This window comes from Campylobacter concisus, from assembly GCF_902460595.1.
Taxonomy (GTDB): Bacteria; Campylobacterota; Campylobacteria; order Campylobacterales; family Campylobacteraceae; genus Campylobacter_A; species Campylobacter_A concisus_BL.
In genome coordinates this window covers 1-3,947 of the sequence record NZ_CABPVA010000017.1, presented here as the reverse complement: position 1 = coordinate 3,947, position 3,947 = coordinate 1, and the positions used below count along the sequence as shown (strand labels likewise).

Annotated in this window: 1 protein-coding gene; it reads left to right on the top strand. The window is 38.7% G+C overall.

What is annotated here, in order from left to right; all coding sequences use genetic code 11:
- Positions 1-116 precede the first annotated feature (116 nt).
- Positions 117-3,758: a S6 family peptidase gene (locus tag F3G86_RS09975; RefSeq protein ID WP_149723766.1), complete on the top strand. Its 3,642-nt coding sequence runs from the start codon at positions 117-119 to the stop codon at positions 3,756-3,758.
- Positions 3,759-3,947: the final 189 nt, after the last annotated feature.

The window sequence follows — 3,947 nt, the reverse complement described above, 5'->3', positions numbered from 1 at the left end:
TAAAGTAAATTTATTGTTTAAAAAATAATTAAGAATTTAATCATCAAAAGGTTTAAAAAGGTATATAATGCCTTTTGCGATTTAAATGGAATTTATCTTAAAAATGGAGGTTTATCTTGAAAAATAATCTTAGCATTTCTCTTGTTTTATCTAGCATTTTATGTAGCTGCTTGGACGCTCAGGTTATGGATATAGGGACAAATTTTTATAGAGATTACCTTGATCTTGCACAAAACAAAGGCATCTTTAAAGCCACAGATGCTCCGCTAGAATTTACGCAAAGAAACGGCGCTAAATTTACGTTTAATAAGATCCCAAACAACAACGCAAGAAACAATAAAGGCAACTTCACCTCCCTTGGGCGAAATTTTGTGGTGACGGCAAATCACACACTTCTTGCCTCAGCTGCTACAAATTTTAATGAAAACAGAGGTTGGTTTGGCAACACGCTCTATGAGTACGCGACAAATTCTACGCAAAAGCTTTATGGCGCAGACACAACGTATCTGCGAACCTCAAAATACATAGTTGAAGGGCAGATCGATCCTTTGGATGTGCCAAATTTGGAGATATCTAGCCAAGATCAAGCAAAAGATGAGGCTAATGCAAAAAAGATAGAAGATCGTTTTAGGGATATAAAAAATAGCGGCGGAGCTAGCGGTGGGAATATCCTTGCATACGAGGCTGGCACAGGCTCGCTTGCCCTTGAAAAGCCTAAAAGTGATACAGATGGTTTTGCTGAGGTGATGAGTGCTACTGAGTTTGAGAACCAAAATATAGTAAATAATGCACTTGGCGCAAGCGTAAATGAGATAGGAGTGGCGTACTCGGCAGTTTATAAGACTCATTATTCAAGTGTAAGCAAACCCGGGGTTTATCTATTTATGACTTCAAACAGGGGCTTTAGAAATAGACTTTTGCCAGGAGATAGCGGCTCTGGGTTTTTTGTCTATGACACGGTAGCTCAAAAATGGGTCTTAGTAGGTGTTTTAACCGGAGTTGAGGACAATAAAAACTACGCATCTATCGTTACTGCAAGAGATTTTAACGACTATAAAAAAGGGTATGAAAATTTAGTAAGTGGCGTAAATGTCCTAGGCAGCGCACTAGTGCAAAATAAAGATAATATATTTAGCAGTGCAAATGGCTCAAATATCACGCTAAACTCCAACCTAGACTTAGGACATGGCGGCATCGTCGTAAATAGTGGCGACTTTACTCTAAACAGCACAAATGGTAGCAAGATAGCGAAATTTGCAGGTTTTGACATAGCTGGGGGAGCTAGCTTAAATTTAAACGTCACTTCAGACGCAAGCGTGCATAAGATAGGCAAAGGTAGCTTGATAGTAAGCTCAAGTGGCAACAAGCCACTAAGGCTAGGAGATGGCGTGGTTGAGCTAAGGGCTTTAAATGCCTTTGATAAAATTTATCTAACAAGTGGCAGAGGGCTCTTAAGGCTTGGCGTGGATGAAAATTTAAATGATAAAATTTTCTTTGGCAATGGCGGCGGAGCACTTGATCTAAATGGCTTTGATCAGACTTTTGACAATATATCAGCTAACTCAAGCGATGCGAAGATAACAAATGCAAACTCGCAAAGGGCGACGCTTACTATAAACGGCGAAAGTGGCAAAGATACGATATTTCACGCAAGCATCGATAAAAATATAGAGCTAAGACATAGCGGGCAGGGCAAGGAGCTTGTTTTTGACGGAGGATTTGACATTGATGGTGCTTTGAGCCTGGAAAATGCCAAGGTTACGCTCCAAGGTCATCCAAAGACGCATGCCGTTGGCGATGCTAGCGTTTTAACTCCCCTAGCAAAGAGCAAGATAGCCGCAGCTGGTCTAAACGAGCCAGCCTATATGGATCTAACTCGCCCATCTACACTCTCTCAGCCTGACTGGGACGAGAGAAAATTTAGCGCAAAAGATGGCATAAAGCTTAAATCATCAGAGCTTACCATAGGCAAAGATGCTAAGCTAAATGGCGACATCACGGCTAAAAACTCGATCATAAATTTAAGTGGCGAGCTAACTCACTATATCGATAAATTTGATGGCTCAAATACCTATGATGACGGCTTAAAGTACCGCCAGGATATTGAGAGTAAAAATTTACTTGTTAAAGACGTTAAATTTGACAATAAAATAGTCATGGATAGTGATAGCCTGCTAAGAGTTGGAGGCGGCACAACTAGGCTAAAAGAGCTGGTTGTAAATGGCAAAGATACACCTTTGGCTAAATATGTGCTTTTAGGCGATGGTAAATTTGAGGTAGAAAATTTAGAGGTTAGTGGTGCGCAAAAGCTTGGCTTTGAGCCTGATAGCTTCATAAAAAAGAGCCTAAAGATAAAGAGCTTTGGCAGTGAAAATGAGCCGGTGTTTGACTTTAAAAAGGTCTTAACCCTTGGCGCTGGGATGAAATTTGATGTTGATTTTACTGCAGCACTTAAAGGCGGCATGGCGCTTGATAAAACCTATACTTTAGTAAGCGCACAAAAGATCATAAATGAGGGTGCTATCTTTAACAACGAGCAAAAACTTGGGGATTTGTTTATGACCTACGCTATAAATGGCGGTAAGATCGAGATGAAGCTAAGTGACAAAAAGGTAGAAAATCCAGCCGTTTCACCCAATATAGTCCAAGAGAGGGTTTTAAAATTTAGCCAAAGAGAAAATAAAATATTAAATATGCTAAAAGGCACGCCTGAATTTGTGCAAGCTATCTCAAGCGGCGACGATGAGGCACTAAGAAAACTAGCACGAAAAGCAGATAAAGATATGAAAGAAATTTCTACTTCAGCTCTTAAAGTGAGCATAAAAGCCTTGCAAAACAGCAACGAGCTGATGAACTCTAGGCTATTTCAGGTCACACAGCTAAGGGCAAAGGCTGATATCTCGCAGTTTAAGCTAGCTGGACTTGAAAGTGACATCATGCCAAGTGCGAAGATGGCTTATGAAGCAGCAGAAGCTAGCAGGGAGAGAAACAACTTCTGGGCAAATGTAAATGGTGCTTATTTTAAGGATAGGCAAAGCGATGGCGACCTTAAATTTTATGGTACAAATATCGGCTATGACAGAGGTTATGATGAGTTCATCTTAGGTATAAGCGCTGGAGTAAGCAAGGCTAAATTTAGCTCAGACATATTAAAAGATGATGCTAAAATTTATAGTTTTGGTGCGTATGGGCTTTTTGAAAGAGGATCTCATGAAATACAAAGTAATCTAAATTTCGCCTTTATAAACTCAAAACGCAGCCTAGATGAGGCGCAAAAAGCTAGTGCAAAAGGTAGAGGCATCCTCTCAAGCAACTACTATAAATATAAAATTTTACTCTCTAAAAGCGGCGAGTATGAGCAAAGCATAAAGCCACTACTAGCACTTGAGCTTGGCGCTAACGGCATTGATGGATTTAAAGATGACCGATATGATCAAAAGAGCATAAATGACTTTAATGTGGCTGTGGCCGCAGGAGTAGAATACGCTTTAAGCAGCGAGAAAAACGCATTTAGCGTGCAATTTTTAGTAAAGCAAAGTGTATATAACTCAGAAGATAAGTCTTATGTTTCACTTAATAATTCAAATGAGTATGTTGATTACAAACTTGATAACAACAAGTTAAGCTATAAGCTTACTTTAAACTCAGAGATCAAGCTTAGCGAAAATTTGGTTCTCTCTTCTCAGCTAAGTGGTATGCTTGATAATGATAAAAACTACGGCATAAGTGGTGGTTTAAAGATCGAGTATAAATTTTAAATTTGGTAATTTTGAAATCTAATGAAAAAATAGTGAAATTTAAAGCTTGAAAGTAGGTGGTGGGTTCACCAGGACTATTGTATCAATAATATTCAGCAAATAATAGAGCCTTATGATCTAAAGTAAATATATTATTACTCTATAAAATACTTTTTTATCATCTAATAGGTCTTTATGATATTTACTATA